We start from the raw sequence: 19,702 nt of genomic DNA, 5'->3' as shown, positions 1-19,702 counted from the left end.
TGGCGGGAGGGTGTCCGCGGATCGACCCTCGTTCGCAACCTACGCGTGACACAGTGGTAACCTAGCCGCACTCGCGCGGGCCAACGCTGTCCCCTGCAGATTGCCAGTTTCATCCCCGCAAGGGCGCGCGCACTCGTCGCAGACATCCCCCGCTCCGGACTCGACTCGAAGCAGAGTCAGAGAACCGGGGCTATTGGGCTGCGTCGGTCGGTGCGTGCCTGAGCCCGGACAGACGGGAGATCCCGGTGCCGTACGAGCACTCGTATCCATCCCCCCAGGGCCTTTACGACCCTCGGTTCGAGAAGGACGCCTGCGGCGTCGCCATGGTTGCGACGCTGACCGGCGTGGCCAGCCACGACATCGTGAAGCAGGGCATCCGTGCCCTGGTGAATCTCGACCACCGCGGCGCCGCCGGCGCCGAGACCAACTCTGGCGACGGCGCCGGGATCCTGCTCCAGGTCCCCGACGCCTTCCTGCGTGAGGTCGTCGACTTCGACCTTCCGGCCGAGCGTGCCTACGCCGTCGGCACCGCCTTCATCCCCGGCGAGGCCGACCAGGTCGAGCGCACCGTGAAGATGGTCGAGGAGATCGCGACCGAGGAGGGCCTCGAGGTCCTCGGATGGCGTGACGTACCGGTCAACCCCGACTCCCTCGGCGCCACCGCGAAGGCGGTCATGCCGACCTTCCGTCAGCTCTTCGTCGCCGGCGCCAAGCAGCGCGTCACTGGCCTGGCCCTGGAGCGGCTCTCCTTCTGCCTGCGCAAGCGCGCGGAGAGGGAGACCGACGTCTACTTCCCGTCGCTGTCGAGCCGCACCATCGTCTACAAGGGCATGCTCACCACGCCCCAGCTGGCCGAGGTCTTCCCCGACCTGGTCGACGAGCGGGTCGCCTCCGCGATCGCCGTCGTCCACAGCCGGTTCTCGACCAACACCTTCCCGAGCTGGCCGCTGAGCCACCCGTTCCGGTTCATCGCCCACAACGGCGAGATCAACACCGTCATGGGCAACCGCAACTGGATGAAGGCTCGCGAGTCGCTGCTCGCCTCCGAGCTCATCCCCGGCGACCTCGAGCGGCTCTTCCCGATCTGCACCGAGGGCGCCTCCGACTCGGCCTCCTTCGACGAGGTCCTCGAGCTCCTCCACCTGGCCGGCCGCAGCCTGCCGCACGCCATGCTGATGATGATCCCGGAGGCGTGGGAGAAGCACGAGGAGATGGACCCCGCCCGCAAGGCGTTCTACGAGTTCCACTCCTCGCTGATGGAGCCCTGGGACGGTCCCGCGTCGGTCGTCTTCACCGACGGCACCCAGATCGGCGCGGTCCTCGACCGCAACGGCCTGCGTCCCTCCCGTTACTGGGTCACCGAGGACGGCCTGGTCGTGCTCGGCTCCGAGGCCGGTGTGCTCGACGACATCGACCCCGCCACCGTGGTCCGCAAGGGCCGCGTCCAGCCGGGCAAGATGTTCCTCGTCGACACCGCGGAGCACCGCATCATCGAGGACGACGAGATCAAGTCCGAGCTCGCCGCCGAGCACCCCTACGACGAGTGGCTCCACGCCGGTCTCGTACGCCTCGACGACATCCCCGAGCGCGAGCACATCGTCCACACCCACGCGAGCGTGACCCGCCGCCAGCAGGTCTTCGGCTACACCGAGGAGGAGCTTCGGATCCTGCTCGCGCCGATGGCCAACACCGGCGCCGAGTCGATCGGCTCGATGGGCACCGACAGCCCGATCGCGGCGCTGAGCGACAAGCCGCGGATGCTGTTCGACTACTTCGCCCAGCTCTTCGCGCAGGTCACCAACCCGCCGCTGGACGCGATCCGCGAGGAGCTCGTCACCAGCCTCAACGGCACCATCGGCGCCGAGTCCAACCTGCTCAACCCGGGTCCGGCCTCGTGTCGTCAGATCGTGCTGCCGTTCCCGGTCATCTCCAACGACGACCTGGCCAAGATCCGTCACATCAACCGTGACGGCGACATGCCGGGCTTCCAGGTCCACATCGTCCGCGGCCTCTACGAGGTCGACGGCGGGGCCGAGGCCCTGCAGGCGCGCCTGGACGAGATCGCCGCCGAGGTCTCCCAGGCGATCGAGGACGGTGCCCGCATCATCGTCCTCTCCGACCGCCACTCCACCCAGGAGATGGCGCCGATCCCGTCGCTGCTCCTGACCGGCGCCGTCCACCATCACCTGGTCCGCGAGCGCACCCGCTCGCAGGTCGGCCTGCTGATCGAGGCCGGAGACGTACGCGAGGTCCACCACGTCGCCCTGCTGATCGGCTACGGCGCCGCCGCGGTCAACCCCTACCTGGCGGTCGAGTCCGTCGAGGACCTCGCCTACGAGGGCTACTACGTGAAGGCGGACGCCGAGAAGGCGATGGCCAACACGATCAAGGCGCTCGGCAAGGGTGTCCTCAAGGTGATGTCGAAGATCGGCGTCTCCACGGTCGCCTCCTACACCGGCGCCCAGATCTTCGAGGCCGTCGGCCTGTCGAAGGAGGTCGTGGACCGCTACTTCACCGGCACCACCTCCAAGCTCGGCGGCATCGGCCTCGACGTGATCGCCGAGGAGGTCGCGAAGCGGCACGCCACCGCCTACCCGCGCGACGGCGTCGCCAACGCCCACCGCGCGCTGCCCATCGGCGGCGAGTACCAATGGCGCCGCGAGGGTGAGCCGCACCTGTTCGACCCGGAGACCGTCTTCCGGCTCCAGCACGCCACCCGCAGCGGCCGCTACGACGTCTTCAAGCAGTACACCGACCGCGTCAACGAGCAGTCCGAGCGACTGATGACGCTGCGCGGGCTCTTCAAGCTCAAGAGCGCCGAGGAGCTCGGTCGCCAGAAGATCTCGATCGACGAGGTCGAGTCCGTCGAGGCGATCGTCAAGCGCTTCTCGACCGGCGCGATGTCGTACGGCTCGATCTCCAAGGAGGCTCACGAGACGCTCGCCGTCGCGATGAACATCCTCGGCGGCAAGTCCAACACCGGCGAGGGCGGCGAGGACCCGGATCGTCTCTACGACCCGAAGCGTCGCTCGTCGATCAAGCAGGTGGCCTCGGGACGCTTCGGCGTCACCAGCGAATACCTGACCAACGCCGACGACATCCAGATCAAGATGGCCCAGGGCGCCAAGCCCGGTGAGGGCGGCCAGCTTCCCGGCCACAAGGTCTACCCGTGGGTGGCCAAGACGCGTCACTCGACGCCGGGCGTGGGTCTCATCTCGCCGCCTCCGCACCACGACATCTACTCCATCGAGGACCTGGCTCAGCTGATCCACGACCTCAAGAACGCCAACCCGAGCGCTCGCGTCCACGTGAAGCTCGTGGCCGAGGTCGGCGTCGGCACCGTCGCCGCGGGTGTCTCCAAGGCCCACGCCGACGTGGTCCTGATCTCCGGTCACGACGGCGGCACCGGTGCCTCCCCGCTGACCTCGCTCAAGCACGCCGGCGGTCCCTGGGAGCTCGGCCTCGCCGAGGCGCAGCAGACGCTGCTCCTCAACGGGCTGCGCGACCGAATCGTGGTGCAGACCGACGGTCAGCTCAAGACCGGTCGCGACGTGGTCATCGCCGCGCTGCTCGGCGCCGAGGAGTTCGGCTTCGCCACCGCGCCGCTGGTCGTCTCCGGCTGCGTGATGATGCGGGTCTGCCACCTCGACACCTGCCCCGTCGGCGTCGCCACCCAGAACCCGGTCCTTCGGGAGCGGTTCACCGGCAAGGCGGAGTACGTCGTCAACTTCATGCGCTACATCGCCGAGGAGGTCCGCGAGCTCCTCGCCGAGCTCGGCTTCCGGAGCATCGACGAGGCCGTCGGCCACGCCGAGGCGCTCGACGCCCGCGACGCGATCGACCACTGGAAGGCCTCCGGGCTCGACCTGTCGCCGATCTTCACCCGCGTGGAGTCGCCGCAGCAGTTCTCCGACCAGGCCCTCTACAACACCAAGGGCCAGGACCACGGTCTGGAGAAGTCGCTCGACGTCAACGAGCTGCTGCCGCTCGCGGCGCCGGCGCTCGAGCGCGGCGAGCCCGTACGCGCCCAGCTGCCGATCCGCAACGTCAACCGCACCGTCGGCACGATCCTCGGTCACGAGATCACCAAGCGCTACCGCGGCGCGGGCCTGCCCGAAGGCACGATCGACATCACCTTCACCGGGTCGGCCGGCCAGTCCTTCGGGGCGTTCATCCCGAGCGGCCTGACGCTGCGCCTGGAGGGCGACGCCAACGACTACGTCGGCAAGGGCCTCTCCGGTGGCCGGGTGGTCATCCGCCCGGAGCGTACGGCTGGGTTCCGGGCCGAGGAGCACATCATCGCCGGCAACACGCTGGCCTACGGCGCCACCAGCGGGCGGATCCACATCCGCGGTGGCGTGGGGGAGCGGGCCGCGGTCCGCAACTCGGGTGCCAGCATCGTCACCGAGGGTGTCGGCGACCACGGCTGCGAATACATGACCGGTGGTCGTGTCGTCGTGCTCGGTCCGACCGGCCGCAACTTCGCCGCCGGTATGTCCGGTGGCGTCGCCTGGGTCCTCGACTTCGAGGAGCAGCGCCTCAACAGCGAGCTGGACGATGCCACCCCGGTGGACGAGAAGTACGCAGCCGAGCTCGAGCAGCTGGTCCGCGACCACCTCGAGGAGACCGGCTCGGCCGTCGCCGAGGCGCTCCTGGCCGACTGGCCCAATTCTCTGACCCGCTTCACGCAGGTCATGCCCAGTGACTACAAGCGCGTGCTCGAAGCCCAGGAGGAGGCCCTCGAGGAGGGTCTCGACGAGGACGAGGCAGCGCAGCGGATTATGGAGGTCCTCCATGGCTGACCCGAAGGGTTTTCTGAAGAACGGTCGCGAGGTCGCGACCCGTCGTCCCGTCGACGAGCGGGTCAAGGACTGGCACGAGGTCTACCCGGGCAAGATCGGCAAGACCCTGCTGCCGATCATCAACACCCAGGCCTCGCGCTGCATGGACTGCGGCATCCCGTTCTGCCACCAGGGCTGCCCGCTCGGCAACATCATCCCCGAGTGGAACGACCTGGTCTGGCGCAACGACTGGGAGGGCGCCTCGGAGCGTCTGCACGCGACCAACAACTTCCCCGAGTTCACCGGTCGCCTCTGCCCGGCTCCGTGCGAGGCCGCCTGCGTGCTGGGCATCAACCAGCCCGCGGTGACCATCAAGAACATCGAGGTCGCGATCATCGACAAGGCCTGGGACGCGGGCCACGTCAAGCCGCAGCCGCCCGAGTGGCTCTCCGGCAAGGCGGTCGCCGTCATCGGCTCCGGCCCCGCGGGCCTGGCCGCCGCCCAGCAGCTCACCCGGTCGGGCCACACCGTGGCCGTCTACGAGCGGGCCGACAAGATCGGCGGGCTGCTGCGCTACGGCATCCCTGAGTTCAAGATGGAGAAGTCGCAGGTCGACCAGCGCCTGGCGCAGATGCGCCGCGAGGGCACGGTCTTCCGTCCCGGCGTCGACGTCGGCACCGACATCACCGGTGCGCAGCTCCGGGACCGCTACGACGCCATCGTGCTGGCCAACGGCTCGACTGTCGGCCGCGACCTGCCGGTCCCCGGGCGTGAGCTCGACGGGATCCACCAGGCGATGGACTACCTGCCGCAGTCCAACCGGGCCTCGCTCGGCGAGGCGGTCCCCGACCAGATCCTGGCCGAGGGCAAGCACGTGGTCATCATCGGTGGCGGTGACACCGGCGCCGACTGCCTCGGCACCGCGATCCGCCAGGGCGCGGAGTCGATCACCCAGCTGGAGATCATGCCGCGTCCGCCGGAGGAGCGCCCCGACGCTCAGCCGTGGCCGACGTACCCGATGACCTACCGGGTCGCCTCCGCGCACGAGGAGGGTGGCGAGCGGGTCTACGCGGTCTCCACCAAGGAGTTCCTCGGCACCGAGGACGGTCGCGTACGCGCTCTGAAGCTGGTCGAGGTCGAGTTCATCGACGGCAAGCTGACCGAGAAGGAGGGGACCGAGAAGGAGATCCCCGCCGACCTGGTGCTGCTGGCGATGGGCTTCACCGGCCCGGAGAAGGACGGCCTCCTCAGCCAGCTGGGTGTGGAGTACGACGCTCGGGGCAACGTCGCCCGTGACGACTCCTTCGCCACCTCCGTCCCCGGCGTGTACGTCGCCGGCGACGCGGGTCGCGGACAGTCGCTGATCGTGTGGGCGATCGCCGAGGGCCGCGCCGCCGCGGCCGCCGTCGACACCTACCTCACCGGCTCGACCAACCTGCCCGCGCCGATCCGCCCGACGGACCGGCAGCTGATGGTCTGAGGCTGAGACCCCGAGGCACAACGGCGTGCCGACCACTGGCCCGGCATCCCCACTTCGGGGGTGTCGGGCCAGTCGGGTCTCAACCATCGGATCGGAGGATCCGACGGAGTTCGTACACACTTGTGGCGAGGAGTTTGTGGCACCCATCCATTGCCCGGGCCCGCAAGGAGGGGCTAGCCGCCGGCGCAGGCGTAAACATTGAACGAACGGCCTGATCAGGACGTGGTCCGAGTGCTGGTTTGAACGATCCAGAGGGGTAGTCTGGGCTCCCGTGAGAAGAGCGAAGATCGTCTGCACCCTGGGGCCCGCCGTCGGGACGGAGCGTCGCATCCGCGAGCTCGTCTACGCAGGCATGGACGTCGCCCGGATGAACATGAGCCACGGGTCCCACGACGACCACTCCAGCAACTACGCGCTGGTGCGGGAGGCGGCCGCCGTGAGCGGGCACAGTGTTGGCATCTTCGCCGACCTGCAGGGGCCCAAGATCCGGCTGGAGCGGTTCAAGGAAGGCTCCGCGACGTTGCGTCGCGGCCAGGCCTGGACGATCACCACCCGCGACGTGCAGGGTGACGACGAGATCTGCGGGACGACGTACAAGGGCCTTCCCGGTGACGTGAAGGTCGGCGACCCGATCCTGATCGACGACGGCAAGCTGCGCCTGCGGGTCACCGCGGTCGACGACACCGACGTCCACACCGAGGTGCTGGTCGGCGGGCCGGTCTCGAACAACAAGGGCATCAACCTGCCCGGCGTCGCCGTCTCCGTGCCGGCCCTGTCCGAGAAGGACGAGGAGGACCTCCGGTTCGCGCTCAAGCTCGGCGTCGACATGGTCGCGCTCAGCTTCGTACGCAACGCGCGGGACTACGAGGACGTCCGCAAGATCATGGACGAGGAGGGACGCGTCGTCCCGGTCATCGCCAAGATCGAGAAGCCGCAGGCGATCGACAACCTCGACGAGGTCATCGCCGCGTTCGACATGTTCATGGTGGCCCGCGGTGACCTTGGCGTGGAGTGCCCGCTCGAGGAGGTCCCGTTCCTGCAGAAGCGGATCATCGAGCTCGCCCGCCTCAACGCCAAGCCGGTCATCGTCGCCACCCAGATGCTCGACTCGATGATCTCCAACCCGGCGCCCACCCGCGCCGAGGCCAACGACGTCGCCAACGCCGTCCTCGACGGTGCCGACGCGGTCATGCTCTCCGCCGAGACGAGCGTGGGGGACTATCCGATCCACACCGTCGAGACCATGGCGCGCATCATCGCCGCCACCGAGCGCCACGCGTTCTCCTCCGAAGGCAGCCGCGCCGCCGAGCTGAGCCCCATCGACTGGGACCCGCACACCCGCTCCGGTGTCATCGCCAAAGCCGCCGCCGAGGTCGCCGACCGGGTCGGTGCGAAATACCTGGTCGCCTTCACCACCTCCGGTGACTCGGCCCGCCGCCTCTCGAGGCTGCGCGGTGTGATCCCGCTGCTCGCCTTCACCCCCTCCGATGCCGTACGCAGCCAGCTCGCGCTCAGCTGGGGCACCGAGACCTTCCGCACCGACGAGGTCGAGCACACCGACGAGATGGTCCGCCAGGTCGACGAGAACCTGCTCAAGCTCGGCCGTGTCGAGGAGGGCGAGCTCGTCGTCATCATCGCCGGCTCGCCCCCCGGCATCCCCGGCTCCACCAACGCCCTGCGCATCCACCGCATCGGCGACGCGATCAACGAGGTCGCGCCGGCCTACGAGCGCAAGGGCTAGTTCTTCGGGCCGATCAATGCGTCGAGCGCCGCGACCGCTTCGCGGCGCGAGACGCTGATGGTCTTCCAGGAGGACTGGCGCCACGGGATGTCGACCAGATCGAGCGCCCAGGTGCAGAGGTCGCGGATGTCGTCGGAATGATTCACGAACTGCCATCGGCCGTACTCGTAGCGCTTCTTCTCTCCCGCGACGACTCGGGTCGCCCAGTTGTTCACCCGACATCCGTCCGAGTGGAACAGCCCGCGGAGGAACGGGCCGGGGTGGGCTGACACGATCTCCTGCTGCCACGGCGCGAGGACGATCTCGCGATCGTGCTTGCGACCAGGGCCGTGCTGCGGGAAGAGACACGGCCAGTGCTGCCAGTTCAGCTGAATGTCGAGGCAGCCGATCTTCTTGACGATGAACACCTTGCCTCCGCGCCGGATCCGACCGAGCAGATCGACCACGTCATTGATGATCCGTGGGTGGGCCACGTCGCAGGTGATTCGGAGGAAGTAGTAGCGGGCGGCCTTCGCGATATGGCCATCACCCAGGTAGAAGCCGAGAAGCGCAGCGTACGCCGCCTGGTCGATCGGCAGTTCGTCGCATCGCGGACAGGAGCCCGGCCTATCGAGCGGCTCGCGGTCCCGCCACTCGCGGATGGTCGACCTTGCCACTCCTGTCGCACGCGCTGCGGCCGACAGCGAGTCACCCCGCCGGAGGAGGGCGAGCGCATCGGCGCGGACCTTGGCTGCGTACATGCTCAAAGTCTGCGCTCAAGCACCGACAGTTCGGCGGAACATACGAGCGATTTGGTGCCCCGGGTCGGATTCGAACCGACACTGGATGTGGTTTGAGCACATGGCCTCTGCCGTTGGGCTACCGGGGCTCTTGCGGGGCGCGACGTGCCACCGCGAGAGCACAACTTACCGGACCGTGGGCGGAATCACTGCACCGGGAGGTGCCTCCGATGGCCTAGTCTGTGCTCGTGACGCAGAGCAACCCCAGCAGCACCCCGGAGAGCCAGGCGCGGCGTACGGTCGTCATCGCGGAGGACGAGGTCCTGATCAGGATGGACCTCAAGGAGATGCTCACCGAGGAGGGGTACGACGTCGTCGGTGAGGCGGGCGACGGCAAGGCCGCCATCGAGCTCGCCACCGAGCACAGACCCGACCTGGTCATCCTCGATGTGAAGATGCCGGTGCTCGACGGGATCGCGGCGGCGGAGGCGATCGCGCGCGACCGGATCGCCCCGGTGGTCATGCTGACCGCGTTCTCCCAGCGTGACCTGGTGGAGCGAGCCCGCGACGCGGGTGCGATGGCGTACCTCGTCAAGCCGTTCAACATCACTGACCTGGTGCCTGCGATCGAGCTGGCGGTGAGCCGTTTCCAGGAGCTCGCCCAGCTCGAGCGGGAGGTCGCCGGTCTGACCGACCGGCTGGAGACCCGCAAGGCGGTCGACCGGGCCAAGGGGATCCTGCAGGAGGGTCTGACGCTGAGCGAGCCGGACGCTTTCCGGTGGATCCAGAAGACCGCGATGGACCTGCGGCTGTCGATGCGCCAGGTCGCCGAGGGCGTCATCGAGCACGGCGTCAGCGGGCCACGTACCTGAATCCGTGTAAACGGCACGTCACAGATCGGTTGCGGTCTCAGATGAGGGTCAACCTGTGGCTTGTTCGTGGGTGATCTCGGCCTAGACTGCCCGCGCGGACCCGGCCGACCAGCGAATTCAGCTGGTGTCAGGGTCCGTCTTTAGGACACACAGGCAGGAGTACCCACGTGCGCAAGCGGCTCTACAGAGTCCTCGTCGCGCTCATCGGTGCGCTGATGGTGCTGTTGGTTGGGAGCCCGGGTGCCGCACAGGCAACCGAGACCCCACCGCCGGACGCCACCGCGATCCAGGTGACGCTTCAGGACGAGGCCAACAAGGATGCCCAAGGCAATCCGAAACCGATCCCGGGAGTGACCCTCGAGGTCAGCAAGGACGGCGAGAAGGCCGGCGAGGGCGTCACCGACGACAAGGGCGTCGCGATCATCGTCGTCGAGGAGCTCGGGAAGTACACCGTCACCCTCGACGAGAAGACCCTCCCGGAAGGGACGGTCCTCGACGAGAACACCAAGGGTGAAGCCACCGTCCAGGTACGTTTCCAGGGGCCCAACAACCGGGCGATCTTCCCGATCGGCGTCACCGCCGGTGAGGAGTCGAACTTCGGCAAGGACCTCGCCCAGAACCTGCGCGCGGGCATCGTGTTCGCCCTGGTCCTGTGCCTGGCAGCCCTCGGGTTCTCGCTGATCTTCGGCACGACCGGCCTGTCCAACTTCGCCCACGGTGAGATGCTCACCTTCGGTGCGCTGATGGCCTGGAGCTTCGACCAGATCTTCAAGACCGGCGCCCTGGCCTCGGTCTCGGTGCTCGTCGCCGGCATCATCGCGGTCATCCTCGGTGGCCTGGGTGGCTACGTGCAGGACAAGGTGCTGTGGGGCCCGCTGCGCCGGCGCGGCACCGGCCTGATCGCGATGATGATCGTCTCGATCGGTCTGGCGATCTTCCTGCGCTACCTGTTCCAGTACTTCTACGGCTCCTCGACCCGGTCGCTGTCGCAGTACAACGGCCAGCAGCGTGAGCAGCACTGGTACTACTTCGGTCTCTCGCTCGCCGACCGCGAGGTGGTCATCGTGCTCGTCGCGATCATCACGATCACCGCGGTCTGCCTGTGGCTGGCCCGAAGCCGGATGGGCAAGGCGATGCGTGCGGTCTCGGACAACCCGGCACTGGCCGCGTCCTCCGGCCTGCGCGTCGACGGGGTCATCACCAACGCGTGGGTCATCGGTGGCGCGCTGACCGCGCTGTCCGGTGTGCTCTACGCGATGCAGCTGCAGGTCAACAGCTTCATGGGCATGCGGATCCTGCTGGTCATCCTCGCCGCGGTCACCCTCGGTGGTCTCGGCACGATCTGGGGCGCTCTCGTCGGCTCGCTGGTGATCGGGCTCGTCTACGAGCTCGGACCGCTGTTCGGCGTGCCCGCCTCGATCAAGGAGATCGGCCCGCTGCTGATCATGATCGTGATCCTGCTGGTGCGGCCCCAGGGCATCCTGGGCCGTAAAGAGCGGCTCGGGTAGGAGAGACAATGGATATTCTCGACATTCTCCGGGCAGCGTTGCAGCAGGCACTCGGCCCGCAGGCAATCGTCTTCGCCCTGGCCGCCATCGGCCTCAACATCCACTTCGGCTACACCGGGCTGCTCAACTTCGGCCAGGCCGGGTTCGTCGCGGTGGGCGCCTATGGTCTGGCCGTCTCCGTGGTCACCTACGGGGCGCCGTTCTGGCTCGGTATCGTCATGGCGATCGTGGCCCCGCTGCTGCTCGCCGTGGTCCTGGGTGTGCCGACTCTGCGTCTGCGCGCCGACTATCTGGCGATCGTCACCATCGCCGCGGCCGAGGTGCTGCGGTTCGTCTTCGGCTCGGTGGAGATGAAGGACACCTTCGGTGGCTCCAACGGGCTCAACGGCTACGCCAGGCCGTTCCAGGAGGCCAACCCCTACAACAGCGGCCTCGACCTGGGGTTCATCTCCTTCGGCCGCGGCGACCTGTGGTCGCTGACCGTCGGCTGGATCCTGGTCGCGCTGTGCTGCCTGCTGGTGTGGGCGCTGATGCGCAGCCCGTGGGGCCGTGTGCTCCGCTCCATCCGTGAGGACGAGGACGCGGTTCGCTCGCTGGGCAAGAACGTGTTCGCGTACAAGATGCAGGCCCTCGCCCTCGGTGGTGTCATCGGTGGTCTGGGCGGCATGTTCCTCGCGCTCAAGCAGGCCTCGGTCGTCCCGAGCGACTACTCCACGCTGCTGACCTTCTACGCCTTCGCCGCGCTGCTCCTCGGTGGCGCGGGCCGAGTGATGGGCCCGGTCATCGGCTCGGTCCTGTTCTGGTTCCTGATCGCGGGGCTAGGCTCGTTCTTCAGCCAGTCTGCCGGTAAGGGCGGATGGATCCCGACGGTGATCATGACCGACACCCAGGCCAGTGTGATCCGCTACATCATGCTGGGGCTGGCCATCATGCTGCTGATGATCTTCCGTCCCCAGGGGATCATCGGCGACCGTAGGGAGATCGCGATCGATGGACGCTGACATGACTGACCAGACGAGCACCGAGACGAACGACGTTGCGAGCAAGACCGGGCCTGCGGGCCTGGTCGGGGTGAGCACGGAGCCGGGCAGCAAGAAGTCCGACCCGATCATCGTCGCCGACAACATCACGCGTACGTTCGGAGGACTCACCGCCGTCGACGTCGACCACGTCGAGATCCAGCGTGGTGCGATCACCGCGCTGATCGGCCCCAACGGAGCCGGGAAGACGACGTTCTTCAACCTGCTGACCGGCTTCGACCAGCCCAACACCGGCTCGTGGAGCCTGGAGGGCAAGTCGCTCAAGGGCGTCGCCCCCTACAAGGTCGCCCGCCTCGGGATGGTGCGCACCTTCCAGCTCACCAAGGTGCTGGCCAAGCTGTCCGTGATCGAGAACATGCGCCTGGGCGCCACGGGACAGAAGGGTGAGCGGATCTGGGCCGCGCCGTTCAAGTTCCTGTGGGGTCAGCAGGAGGACGAGGTCACCAAGAAGGCCGACGACCTGCTGGCCCGGTTCCTGCTGGACAAGAAGCGCGAGGACTTCGCCGGGTCGCTCTCCGGCGGTCAGCGCAAGCTGCTCGAGATGGCCCGTGCGCTCATGGTCGACCCTGAGGTGGTCATGCTCGACGAGCCGATGGCGGGTGTGAACCCGGCCCTGAAGCAGTCGCTGCTCGGTCATGTGAAGTCGCTGCGCGACGAGGGACGTACGGTCCTCTTCGTCGAGCACGACATGGACATGGTCCGCGACATCTCCGACTGGGTCATCGTGATGGCCCAGGGCAAGATCGTCGCCGAGGGAACTCCTGACTCGGTCATGGCCGACCAGCGTGTCATCGACGCCTATCTCGGGGCCCACCACGACACCGACCTGAGCGAGCTCGACGAAGAGGTCCTCGAGGCCGAGGTCGAGGCAGAGCTCGGGGCCGAGATCGTCCAAGAGGAGGACTCGAAGTGACTTCCACCGATGCGGAGAAGTTCCGCGAGAACCACCTGAGCGAGGCCGAGGGTGCGGTGCTCCGCGCCGACGGGCTCATCGCCGGCTACCTTCCCGGGGTCAACATCCTCAACGACACCGACCTCTACTGCCAGCCCGGCGAGCTGGTCGGCATCATCGGCCCCAACGGTGCCGGCAAGTCGACCCTGCTCAAGGCGCTGTTCGGCCTGGTGAAGATCCACGAGGGCACGGTCAAGCTGGAGGGCGAGGACATCACCGGCAAGCGTGCCGACGAGCTGGTCTCGCGTGGGATCGGGTTCGTCCCGCAGAACAACAACGTCTTCCCGAGCCTGACCATCGAGGAGAACCTCGAGATGGGTTGCTACCAGGCTCCGAAGAAGTTCGCGGAGCGGTTCGAGTTCGTCACCGGGATCTTCCCGGCCCTCGGTGAGCGCCGCAAGCAGCGTGCCGGCGGCCTCTCCGGAGGTGAGCGCCAGATGGTCGCGATGGGCCGGGCGCTGATGATGGAGCCGTCGGTCCTGCTGCTCGACGAGCCCTCCGCGGGGCTCTCGCCGGTCATGCAGGACGAGGTCTTCGTGCAGACCCGCAAGATCAACCAGGCGGGTGTCTCGGTCGTGATGGTCGAGCAGAATGCCCGCCGCTGCCTGCAGATCTGCGACCGTGGCTACGTGCTCGACCAGGGCCGCAACGCCTACACGGGTGCCGGACGCGAGCTCGCCGATGACCCGAAGGTGATCGAGCTCTACCTCGGCACCCTGGGTGCCAAGGAGGACTGACGAGCGAGGCCGAACGGCGAGCTTGCTCGTCCGTTCGCGCCGAGCGAGGAAGATCCGCCGCCGAAGGCGGCCGGACTGAGAGCGTACGTCCCGAAACGGCCAGGGCCCCGGAGCAACATGCTCCGGGGCCCTGGCCGTTCGTGCTCAGGCGACGGTGTGTGAGCGTCGCTGGGAGCGCCGAGCGGCGAGGAGCTCGCCGACGGCGCTGGACTGCTTCGGGCTGCGCTGCAGGCGGGCGTGGTGGGGCAGGGCCCGGCCCAGGACGTTGAGCCGGGAGCGTACGACCGCGGTCGGGGCCACGCGCATGACGGCCTGGGCACCGAGGCCGATCCGGGCGAGGAACCGGTTGCCGTCACGGCCACCGGCCGCGGCGGCGGCCGCGATCGTCCTGACCCCGCGCTCCTCGGCGAAGGCGACGGCCGACTCCATCAGCATCCGGCCCACGCCGCGGCGGCGGAAGCTCGGCACGACGTGCGGCGCGAAGATCTGCACCGTCGGCTCCAGGTTGAGCGGACCGAAGGTGGTCGCGCGTACGTAGACCGCTCCCACGGGCTCACTGCCGCACTCGGCGACCAGGAGGCGCTGGTCGGGGGAGGCGTCGGCGGCACGGATGATCGTCTCAAGGTCGCCCAGCTGCTCCTGGGCGTCCGCCATCCGCAACGAGTCCTGCCAGATGCCGAGAAGGAAGAGCGCGTCATCGGCTCGTGCCTCTCGCATCGTCACCGGCACCCTCATCGAGTCCGTCCTCCGAGAGTGCCGTGCGTACAGATGATCACAATTCCTCCACGATCGTGGCTGTTCCTGGGCGGAATCGGGTTTCCCGAGTGATTATGGGTCACCACGGCGCCGATAATACGGAGCCGATCATGGCGGCAACCCGGGCAATCATGCCATGGGGGAGATGTAACGGATTGGTGAAAAGAAAGGTCCCTCGGGTGATTCGCCCTCCGTGCGTCTCTAATGTGTCTCCGCAAGGTCCGGCGTGAGCCGGGCCAGCCCATACGAAAGAGGGACTAAGCAGTGAACTCATCATCCTCTACCTGGATGAAGCTGACCGCAGGCGCCGGCGCCTTGGCGCTCAGCTTCACCCTCGCCGCCTGCGGCGGCGAGACCGCTTCCGAGGAGCCGGAGAAGAAGGCCGCCGCCAAGGGCGACGGCACTCTCACCATCGGGCAGCTTCTCCCGCAGACCGGCAGCCTCGCGTTCCTCGGCCCGCCCGAGTTCGCCGGTTCCGACCTGGCGATCCAGGACATCAACGCCGCCGGTGGTGTGCTCGGCAAGGACGTCGTGTCCGTCGTAGCAGACTCCGGTGACACCACCTCCGCGATCGCCCCCACCGAGGCTGACAAGCTCATCGACGCCAAGTCCGACGTCATCGTCGGCACCGCGTCCTCGGGCGTGTCGATGACCGTGATCGACAAGATCATGTCGTCGGGCACCGTGATGTTCTCCCCGGCGAACACCTCGACCGAGTTCGACGAGGGCGACTTCTCGAAGCCGGACCTCTACTTCCGCACGGCTCCGTCCGACATCCTGCAGGGCGCCGTCATGGCCAACCTGCTGCTCGAGGACAAGCGCACCAACGTGGCGATCCTGGCCCGCCAGGACGCCTACGGCGAGACGCTTGCCGAGGAGATCAAGGCCAACCTCGAGGGTGCCGGCTCCAAGGTCTCCACCACGGCGTTCTACTCCGAGGACGCCACCTCGTTCGACGCCCAGATCAACGAGGTCGCCGGCTCGGGTGCCGACGCGGTCGTCGTGGTCGCCTTCGAGGAGACCAAGAAGCTCATCCCGCAGCTCATCGCCGCGGGTGCCGGTCCGGCCAAGCTGCCGACGTACTTCGTCGACGGCAACCTGTCGGACTACTCCAAGGACTTCACCAAGGGTGAGCTCAAGGGTGTCAAGGGCACCCTCCCGGGCGCCGAGACCACTGGTGACTTCAAGGAGCAGCTGCTGAAGGTCGACCCGAAGCTGGCCGACTACTCCTACGCCGCCGAGTCCTACGACGCCACCATCGTCTCCGCGCTGGCTGCGATCAAGGCCGACAGCGACGCCGGTGAGGCCATCGCCGAGGAGATCGTCGACATCACCACCGGTGGTGAGAAGTGCGAGACGTACGCCGACTGCGTCAAGCTCATCGAGGACGGCAAGGACGTCGACTACGACGGCAAGTCCGGTCCGATCGAGCTCGGCGAGACCGGTAGCCCGACGGCCGCGTCCATCGGTATCTACCAGTACAACGACAAGGCGACCTACGCCCCCGTCAAGTACATCGCTGGCGAGGTCTGAGCCTGTGACCCTGCGACGAAGTCGCAGGGTCACAACGCGAAGAGATCGAGCGAGCGCAGCGGGTGAGCTTGCGAACCCGCGAAGCGGGTCGAGATCCAGTCGCTGAGCGAAACCGATAACGAAGGGCCCCGGAGCAACACGCTCCGGGGCCCTTCGTGGGTCCCTACATCGAGATCCGGTCGGCGTCGATGAGCGAGCAGGTGATCCGCGAGGTGCAGACCCGCTTGCCGCGCTCGTCGGTGATCACGACCTCGTAGGCTGCCGAGCTGCGGCCGAGGTGGATGGCCGTCGCGGTGCCGGTGACGATGCCGGAGGTCGCCGACCGGTGGTGGGTGGCGTTGATGTCGACGCCGACGGCGATCTTGCCCAGGGACGCGGCGTGCATGCCGGAGCCGGTGGACCCGAGGGTCTCGGCGAGCGCGACCGAGGCGCCGCCGTGCAGCAGCCCGTACGGCTGGGTGTTGCCCTCGACCGGCATGGTGCCGACGACCTTCTCGGCGGAGATCTCCAGGATCTTGACGCCCATCTTGTCGTTGAGGCCGCCCATGCCGTGGGGGAGCGAGGCGAAGAAGGTCTCGCCGACGGTCTTGTCGGTCGGCGAGACGGACTGGTCGGTGGTCGATGCATCGGTCATGGATGCATCGTCGCATGTGCTGTGAGGGGTCGGGGCACGAGGGACGCGCGGGTCTCGACCCGCGGTCGCGCCGTTGTCGGTGGTCGTGGATAGAGTCGGACCGTGGCTGACGTGACGCGTGACCGACTGCTCCTTCTCGATGGGCACTCGCTGGCCTACCGGGCCTTCTTCGCCCTGCCGGTGGAGAACTTCTCGACCGTCACGGGGCAGAACACCAATGCCGTCTACGGCTTCACCTCGATGCTGGTCAACGTGTTGCGCGACGAGACCCCGACCCACGTCGCGGTCGCCTTCGACCTGTCGCGCCAGACGTTCCGGCTGGAGGAATACTCCGAATACAAGGCCAAGCGCAACAAGACCCCCGACGAGTTCAAGTCCCAGCTGCCGTTGATCCAGCGACTGCTCGATGCGCTGCACATCCGCCACCTGTCCCTCGCGGGCTATGAGGCCGACGACATCATCGCGACCCTGGTGACCCAGGGGCTCGAGGCCGGGATGGAGGTGCTGATCCTGACCGGCGACCGCGACTCGCTGCAGCTGGTCACCGAGTCCTCCACCGTGCTCTACCCGATGCGTGGAGTCTCCGACCTGGCGCGGATGACGCCGGAGGCCGTCGAGGCGAAGTACGGGGTCCCGCCGCACCGCTATCCCGAGATCGCCGCGCTGGTGGGGGAGGACTCCGACAACCTGCCCGGCATCCCCGGCGTCGGCCCGAAGACCGCCGCGAAGTGGATCAACACCTACGACGGCCTCGACAACGTCATCACCCACGCCGACCAGATCAAGGGCAAGGCCGGCGACAACCTGCGCGCCCACCTCGGCGACGTGATGCGCAACCGGCGGCTCAACGCCCTGGTGCGAGACCTGACCCTGGACGTCGGCCCGGCTGACTTCGGGCGGGTCGAGTGGGACCGGGCAGCCGCGCTGGAGCTCCTCGACGAGCTCGAGTTCCGCGGCGAGATCCGCACCCGGATCACCGACGTGCTCGCTCCCGAGGACGACGTACCGGTCGACGAGAGCGGGTTCGCGCTGGAGGGCGAGGCGCTGGCTCCTGGTGCCGTCGCGACCTTCCTCGAGGAGCTCGGGGCGACTCCGGTCGGGGTGCATGTGCGCGGGACCTGGGGTTCCGGCACCGGCCGAGTGGACGGGTTCGGCTTCGCGACGCTGGAGCGGGCTGCGTACGTCGGGGTGGAGGAGCTCACCCCCGAGGACGAGGCCGCGCTGGCAGGCTGGCTCGCGGACGCCTCGAAGCCCAAGATCATGCACGACGCCAAGGGACCCGAGCTGGCGATCGACGCCCACGGCTGGTCGCTGGCCGGGCTGGTGACCGACACGGCGCTGTCGGCCTACATCGTGGCGCCCGACCAGCGCTCCTACGACCTCGCCGACCTGACGCTGCGCTACCTCAAGCGTGAGCTCAAGCAGGAGGACGACGGCGGCCAGGAGTCGCTCTTCGGCGACGACGAGGTCGGTGGCGACGGGGTGGCGCGGACCTCGATGCTCTACGCCCGGGCCGTGATCGACCTCGCCGTCGAGCTCGACTCCGCGGTCGAGGCCGCCGGCGGACACCGGCTCCTCTCCGAAGTGGAGCTGCCGTTGCTGCACCTGCTGGCGCGGATGGAGAAGACCGGCATCGCGGTCGACACCGAGCACCTCGACGCCTTGGAGCGACACTTCGCCGGCCAGATGAAGCAGGCGGCCGACGATGCCTACGGCGTGATCGGCAAGGAGATCAACCTCGGCTCGCCCAAGCAGCTGCAGGTGGTGCTCTTCGACGAGCTCGACATGCCGAAGACGAAGCGCACCAAGACCGGCTGGACCACCGACGCCGACGCGCTGCAGCAGCTCTACGTGAAGACCGAGCACCCGTTCCTCCTCGCCCTGCTGCGCCACCGCGACGTCACCCGGCTACGGGTCACCATCGAGGGCCTGTTGAAGACGGTGCAGGACGACGGCCGGATCCACACCACCTTCAACCAGACCATCGCCGCCACCGGGCGGCTCTCGTCGACCGAGCCCAACCTGCAGAACATCCCGGTGCGCACCGAGGAGGGTCGCGGGATCCGCAAGGGCTTCATCGTGGGCGGCGGCTTCGAGTCGTTGATGACCGCCGACTACAGCCAGATCGAGATGCGGATCATGGCGCATCTGTCCGAGGACGCGCTGCTCATCGAGGCGTTCCGCTCCGGACGCGACTTCCACTCGATCACCGCCGCGCGGGTCTTCGGCGTCGACCCCGACGCGGTCTCCAGCGAACAGCGGGCCAAGATCAAGGCGATGAACTACGGCCTCGCCTACGGCCTGTCCGCCTTCGGCCTCTCCCAGCAGCTCGGGATCGAGCCGAGCGAGGCGCGTGGGCTGATGGAGGAATACTTCGAGACCTTCGGTGGCATCCGCGACTACCTGCGCAGCCTGGTCGAGGAGGCGCGGCGCACGGGCTACACCGAGACCATCATGGGCCGCCGCCGCTACCTGCCCGACCTGCTCTCGGACAACCGTCAGCGGCGCGAGACCGCCGAGCGGATGGCGCTCAACGCCCCCATCCAGGGCTCGGCCGCCGACCTGATCAAGGTCGCCATGCTGCGGGTCCAGGCCGCCATCGACGAGGCCGGCCTCACCTCCAGGATGCTCCTCCAGGTCCACGACGAGCTCGTCTTCGAGGTCGCCTCGGGGGAGCGGGAGGCGTTGGAGGCGCTCGTACGCGAGCAGATGGGCTCCGCCGCCGACCTCAACGTCCCCCTCGACGTCTCCGTCGGCACCGGCCTTTCCTGGCACGAAGCCGCCCACTGATCGCCGAGGCGTCACGTACGTCGGCCGAGACGTCAGTTAGGTAGGTCGAGTCGGCAGTTGTGGGCCGGATCTCGGCCGGGCTGCACCACCTCGAGACCCACCACTTCAGCAGGAGATGACCATGTACCTCACCCAGGGACTGCACCGCGCGATCCAGGC

Annotated in this window: 13 protein-coding genes and 1 tRNA gene; 10 read left to right on the top strand and 4 right to left on the bottom strand. The window is 68.0% G+C overall.

Annotation, left to right across the window (positions count from 1 at the left end; all coding sequences use genetic code 11):
• Window positions 1-245 precede the first annotated feature (245 nt).
• The 3 genes from gltB (at window position 246) to pyk (ending at window position 8,002) form a co-directional block, all read left to right on the top strand.
• Window positions 246-4,802, top strand: a complete 4,557-nt coding sequence (gene gltB / locus AB0F44_RS12865) for a glutamate synthase large subunit (protein ID WP_357355920.1) — start codon at window positions 246-248, stop codon at window positions 4,800-4,802.
• Window positions 4,795-6,261 carry a glutamate synthase subunit beta gene (locus AB0F44_RS12860; protein ID WP_357355918.1) on the top strand — a complete coding sequence of 489 codons (1,467 nt, stop codon included), beginning with the start codon at window positions 4,795-4,797 and terminating at the stop codon, window positions 6,259-6,261. The genes gltB and AB0F44_RS12860 overlap by 8 nt, the downstream gene beginning before the upstream one ends.
• A gap of 271 nt (window positions 6,262-6,532) precedes the next feature.
• Window positions 6,533-8,002: a pyruvate kinase gene (pyk, locus tag AB0F44_RS12855; RefSeq protein ID WP_357355916.1), complete on the top strand. Its 1,470-nt coding sequence runs from the start codon at window positions 6,533-6,535 to the stop codon at window positions 8,000-8,002.
• Here pyk and AB0F44_RS12850 read toward each other — a convergent pair.
• Window positions 7,999-8,742, bottom strand: coding sequence for a helix-turn-helix domain-containing protein (locus tag AB0F44_RS12850; protein WP_357355914.1), 744 nt, complete (start codon window positions 8,740-8,742; stop codon window positions 7,999-8,001). The genes pyk and AB0F44_RS12850 overlap by 4 nt on opposite strands.
• Window positions 8,743-8,794: 52 nt before the next feature.
• Window positions 8,795-8,870: transfer RNA gene (locus tag AB0F44_RS12845), tRNA-Leu, on the bottom strand.
• 93 nt (window positions 8,871-8,963) lie between these two features.
• On the opposite strand from AB0F44_RS12845, the gene AB0F44_RS12840 reads away from it, so the two are divergent.
• From AB0F44_RS12840 to AB0F44_RS12820, 5 genes are all read left to right on the top strand, one after another.
• Window positions 8,964-9,593: a response regulator gene (locus AB0F44_RS12840; RefSeq protein WP_160024278.1), complete on the top strand. Its 630-nt coding sequence runs from the start codon at window positions 8,964-8,966 to the stop codon at window positions 9,591-9,593.
• Window positions 9,594-9,760: 167 nt separating this feature from the next.
• Window positions 9,761-11,101 (top strand): hypothetical protein, encoded by a 1,341-nt coding sequence (locus tag AB0F44_RS12835; protein ID WP_357355912.1) that lies wholly within the window; start codon window positions 9,761-9,763, stop codon window positions 11,099-11,101.
• Between the two features lie 8 nt (window positions 11,102-11,109).
• The gene (locus tag AB0F44_RS12830; RefSeq protein WP_357355910.1) at window positions 11,110-12,102 is read left to right on the top strand and encodes a branched-chain amino acid ABC transporter permease; all 993 of its coding nucleotides are present in this window, start codon (window positions 11,110-11,112) and stop codon (window positions 12,100-12,102) included.
• Window position 12,103: 1 nt separating this feature from the next.
• Window positions 12,104-13,054: an ABC transporter ATP-binding protein gene (locus tag AB0F44_RS12825; RefSeq protein WP_357355908.1), complete on the top strand. Its 951-nt coding sequence runs from the start codon at window positions 12,104-12,106 to the stop codon at window positions 13,052-13,054.
• Entirely contained in the window at window positions 13,051-13,830 is a 780-nt protein-coding gene (locus AB0F44_RS12820) for an ABC transporter ATP-binding protein (RefSeq protein ID WP_357355906.1), read from the top strand. The genes AB0F44_RS12825 and AB0F44_RS12820 overlap by 4 nt, the downstream gene beginning before the upstream one ends.
• A 144-nt stretch (window positions 13,831-13,974) precedes the next feature.
• Here AB0F44_RS12820 and AB0F44_RS12815 read toward each other — a convergent pair whose 3' ends face one another.
• On the bottom strand, window positions 13,975-14,565 hold the full coding sequence (locus AB0F44_RS12815; protein ID WP_350661316.1) for a GNAT family N-acetyltransferase: 591 nt from the start codon (window positions 14,563-14,565) through the stop codon (window positions 13,975-13,977).
• 309 nt (window positions 14,566-14,874) lie between these two features.
• Between AB0F44_RS12815 and AB0F44_RS12810 the strand changes: the two genes are divergently transcribed.
• Window positions 14,875-16,119 (top strand): ABC transporter substrate-binding protein, encoded by a 1,245-nt coding sequence (locus AB0F44_RS12810; RefSeq protein ID WP_357355904.1) that lies wholly within the window; start codon window positions 14,875-14,877, stop codon window positions 16,117-16,119.
• 163 nt (window positions 16,120-16,282) lie between these two features.
• Here AB0F44_RS12810 and AB0F44_RS12805 read toward each other — a convergent pair whose 3' ends face one another.
• On the bottom strand, window positions 16,283-16,753 hold the full coding sequence (locus AB0F44_RS12805) for a hotdog fold thioesterase (RefSeq protein WP_350661312.1): 471 nt from the start codon (window positions 16,751-16,753) through the stop codon (window positions 16,283-16,285).
• A gap of 102 nt (window positions 16,754-16,855) precedes the next feature.
• On the opposite strand from AB0F44_RS12805, the gene polA reads away from it, so the two are divergent.
• Entirely contained in the window at window positions 16,856-19,543 is a 2,688-nt protein-coding gene (polA, locus tag AB0F44_RS12800; protein WP_357355902.1) for a DNA polymerase I, read from the top strand.
• Window positions 19,544-19,702: the final 159 nt, after the last annotated feature.

Origin of the sequence: Nocardioides sp. NPDC023903, from assembly GCF_040639295.1 — a bacterium.
GTDB lineage: Bacteria > Actinomycetota > Actinomycetes > Propionibacteriales > Nocardioidaceae > Nocardioides.
This window is presented reverse-complemented; position numbering and strand designations above follow the sequence as displayed.

Excerpts from the sequence above, each read along its gene's own strand:
- AB0F44_RS12860 (WP_357355918.1), top strand. The coding sequence starts at position 4,795 with ATGGCTGACCCGAAGGGTTTTCTGAAGAACGGTCGCGAGGTCGCGACC.
- AB0F44_RS12850 (WP_357355914.1), bottom strand. The coding sequence starts at position 8,742 with ATGTACGCAGCCAAGGTCCGCGCCGATGCGCTCGCCCTCCTCCGGCGG.
- AB0F44_RS12830 (WP_357355910.1), top strand. The coding sequence starts at position 11,110 with ATGGATATTCTCGACATTCTCCGGGCAGCGTTGCAGCAGGCACTCGGC.
- AB0F44_RS12825 (WP_357355908.1), top strand. The coding sequence starts at position 12,104 with ATGACTGACCAGACGAGCACCGAGACGAACGACGTTGCGAGCAAGACC.
- AB0F44_RS12815 (WP_350661316.1), bottom strand. The coding sequence starts at position 14,565 with ATGAGGGTGCCGGTGACGATGCGAGAGGCACGAGCCGATGACGCGCTC.
- AB0F44_RS12810 (WP_357355904.1), top strand. The coding sequence starts at position 14,875 with ATGAAGCTGACCGCAGGCGCCGGCGCCTTGGCGCTCAGCTTCACCCTC.
- AB0F44_RS12805 (WP_350661312.1), bottom strand. The coding sequence starts at position 16,753 with ATGACCGATGCATCGACCACCGACCAGTCCGTCTCGCCGACCGACAAG.